Source organism: Neisseria sp. P0009.S007, assembly GCF_051962515.1.
In genome coordinates, this window is record NZ_JBQCVF010000199.1 from 1 (window position 1) to 2541 (window position 2541).

The window sequence follows — 2541 nt, forward strand, 5'->3', positions numbered from 1 at the left end:
CAGAATGCCTATCGTACCCAATACTGTTAAAAAAGAAACAGTTGCACCTAAAAAAAATACTATTGCATTCGATTTGAGTCAGCCGATTTACAGCCTGTCCGATCTGATTCTGCCCGCACATACACTCAACGAACTTAAGCGCGCCATCAGCCTGCGAGAACACCAATCTGCCGTATTTGAAGAATGGGGTTTCAAACATACCCACAAGTACGACAACAAAATGATCATCAACCTCTATGGCGAACCGGGTACAGGCAAAACCATGGCGGCACACGCTATTGCTAAGCATCTCAACCGCCCTTTAGTTTTAGTCAATTATGGTGACATCGAATCCAAATACGTCGGCGAAACTCCAAAAAATATTCAAGCTGCGTTTGAATTTGCAAAAGAGAACAATGCTATTTTATTTTTTGATGAAGCAGATGCTATTTTGAGCAGACGCGTAACCAATATGACTAGTGCGACAGATACCAGCGTCAACCAAACGCGTTCCGTCATGTTGACATTATTAAATGATTACAACGATACCGTCCTCTTTGCTACCAACTTTATTAGCAACTACGACCCAGCCTTCATGCGTCGCATTCTGATGCATATCGAATTCGACCTGCCTGATGAAACCACGCGCCTGCGCTTGTTTGAAAAATACATTCCCAAGCAGCTTCCGCATTCCATTGACTTGGTAGATGCTGCCGCAAACTCAGCCACGCTCAGTGGTTCTGACATTGCCAATGGTATCCTACTTTCGGCTTTTGCCGCAAAAAACGAGGATGCTCACGAAGTTACCCATCAAAACCTAATGGAAAAAATTGAAAATATTCGCAAAGGCAAAGAAGCCAATGCCGGTAAAAAATTTGATATTTCCTCAGGGGAAATCCTCAAGACTGAAACCCGCGAGGTTTCAGAAAACTTTGTCAAACAACAACTCAACAAGGAAAAATTATCATGATTCCATATTTAATTGCAGGAGCAGCATTATTAATCGGTGTAGGTGTAGTCATCGGAGCATTTTGGAATGATATTAAAAAATTCGTTATAGAATCATTCGATCGTATTAAAGAAATTCTTATCCCTGCCAGTATTGTCGGTTTTAAAACTTTCCTGCAAGAAGGAAACCTTGCAAAAGCACTTTATCAGGCCGGACAAGTTGCTATTCAAAAATTCTATTCTCGATCTGCAAATGGTCAATGGCAAGAAACTGTATTGACTCGCGCTGTCTCTTTTCAAGATATACCACAAGATATAAAACTGCAAATTCAAAATACCCATGGGCGAGAAATGGAAATAAGCCAGCAGATAGCCCAAGAATTGCAGCTTGCAAACTAATTTATTGGATGACAAACTATGTTTGAAAACAAAAAAAAGAAAACGCAAACTTCAGAATTGATAGATGATTTGAAAGCTATAAGCAAACATCTTACCATCGATTTTCTAGAAAAACTGGAGCAACTGCAACGCCACCAGCTTCTGTCTTTAAATGATTTTATTGCCATGTTTTCCAAAACATTGGATAACACTATTTTGTCTACAGAAAAAAAGGAATCTTTAGACTATCAAGCCGGTAATATTATTCTTCGCACAACATCAGATAGAAAAATGCAGTTTAAAGCAGATCTCTACTATCAAAATAGTGAAGGTAGCTGGTTTCAAAAACAGATTGAAAGCCCGTTGATGGATATAGATGTTTACTTAAATCAAATGGCTGCCGAGGAGCTGCTTATCGCTCAGGAAATGAAATTTGCTGTAACTAAGCCTGTTACAGAATCATGAAGCTACTTCGCCCAATATTTTACGCAATCATCTTCTTGGGCAGTCTTTCTGTTGCTATCAGTGATGCCAGCCATACATCTTCATGGATTTACTACGGAATTGCCACTCTAGCAGCAGGATATTTCCTGAAATCCCTATTTTCTTGCTTTATTAACAGTACAGAAGACAAACTTAAGAAAACCGAAAATCACGTTGTTCTATACTTCCAACGTCATAAGGTAGGGAGCATACATGATGTTATTATGTTTTTAAAAGAACATAATTGCCTTTACGATGACGATTTAGCCATCAAAACCATCACTGACACTCTACGATATATGCGTACTCAAGGAATAATTCAGCCTTTAACGGATGAAATCAACAACGAAATTAATGAGAATACTGTTTGGCTTTCTACATTTGAAGGGGCTGAAATTCAAAAACAAATTATCAATATCTGATTGTATGAAGGCCGTCTGAAAGTTTTTCAGACGGCCTTTTTTATCGTGCAGATCCCTTACTCTATTGCTAACATTCCACCACGCGCACGGATACAGGTATGGCTTTTTTCTGCAAGGTAATGGCCAAGCCTGCGAGTGAGGTTTCTTTATAGGTTGCCTTCATATCGCGGCCGGTTTGCAACATGGTTTGAATCACTTCATCAAGTGAGACTTTTTTGTCTGTGCCGTCTTCCAAAAGCGCGAGGGTGGCGAGCTTGAGGGCTTTTTCGGCGGCGATGCCGTTGCGCTCGATACAGGGGATTTGCACCAAGCCGCCGACAGGGTCGCAAGT

5 protein-coding genes are annotated in these 2541 nt (G+C 40.4%); 4 read left to right on the top strand and 1 reads right to left on the bottom strand.

The annotated features are described in order from the left end of the window. From ACTHS3_RS11510 to ACTHS3_RS11525, 4 genes are all read left to right on the top strand, one after another. The coding region (locus tag ACTHS3_RS11510; RefSeq protein WP_440367994.1) for an ATP-binding protein at positions 1–949 on the top strand (949 nt) is incomplete at its 5' end. Then, positions 946–1326: a hypothetical protein gene (locus ACTHS3_RS11515; protein WP_070607082.1), complete on the top strand. Its 381-nt coding sequence runs from the start codon at positions 946–948 to the stop codon at positions 1324–1326. The genes ACTHS3_RS11510 and ACTHS3_RS11515, both read left to right, overlap by 4 nt. An 18-nt stretch (positions 1327–1344) precedes the next feature. After that, positions 1345–1770: a hypothetical protein gene (locus ACTHS3_RS11520; protein WP_070591441.1), complete on the top strand. Its 426-nt coding sequence runs from the start codon at positions 1345–1347 to the stop codon at positions 1768–1770. Then, on the top strand, positions 1767–2210 hold the full coding sequence (locus ACTHS3_RS11525; protein WP_070591443.1) for a hypothetical protein: 444 nt from the start codon (positions 1767–1769) through the stop codon (positions 2208–2210). Before ACTHS3_RS11520 ends, ACTHS3_RS11525 begins: the two co-directional genes overlap by 4 nt. Before the next feature lie 67 nt (positions 2211–2277). Here the strand turns inward: ACTHS3_RS11525 and ACTHS3_RS11530 are convergent. Continuing rightward, positions 2278–2541: L-serine ammonia-lyase, iron-sulfur-dependent, subunit alpha (locus tag ACTHS3_RS11530; RefSeq protein WP_440367995.1), on the bottom strand; the 264-nt coding region annotated here is incomplete at its 5' end.

Excerpts from the sequence above, each read along its gene's own strand:
- ACTHS3_RS11515 (WP_070607082.1), top strand. The coding sequence starts at position 946 with ATGATTCCATATTTAATTGCAGGAGCAGCATTATTAATCGGTGTAGGT.
- ACTHS3_RS11520 (WP_070591441.1), top strand. The coding sequence starts at position 1,345 with ATGTTTGAAAACAAAAAAAAGAAAACGCAAACTTCAGAATTGATAGAT.
- ACTHS3_RS11525 (WP_070591443.1), top strand. The coding sequence starts at position 1,767 with ATGAAGCTACTTCGCCCAATATTTTACGCAATCATCTTCTTGGGCAGT.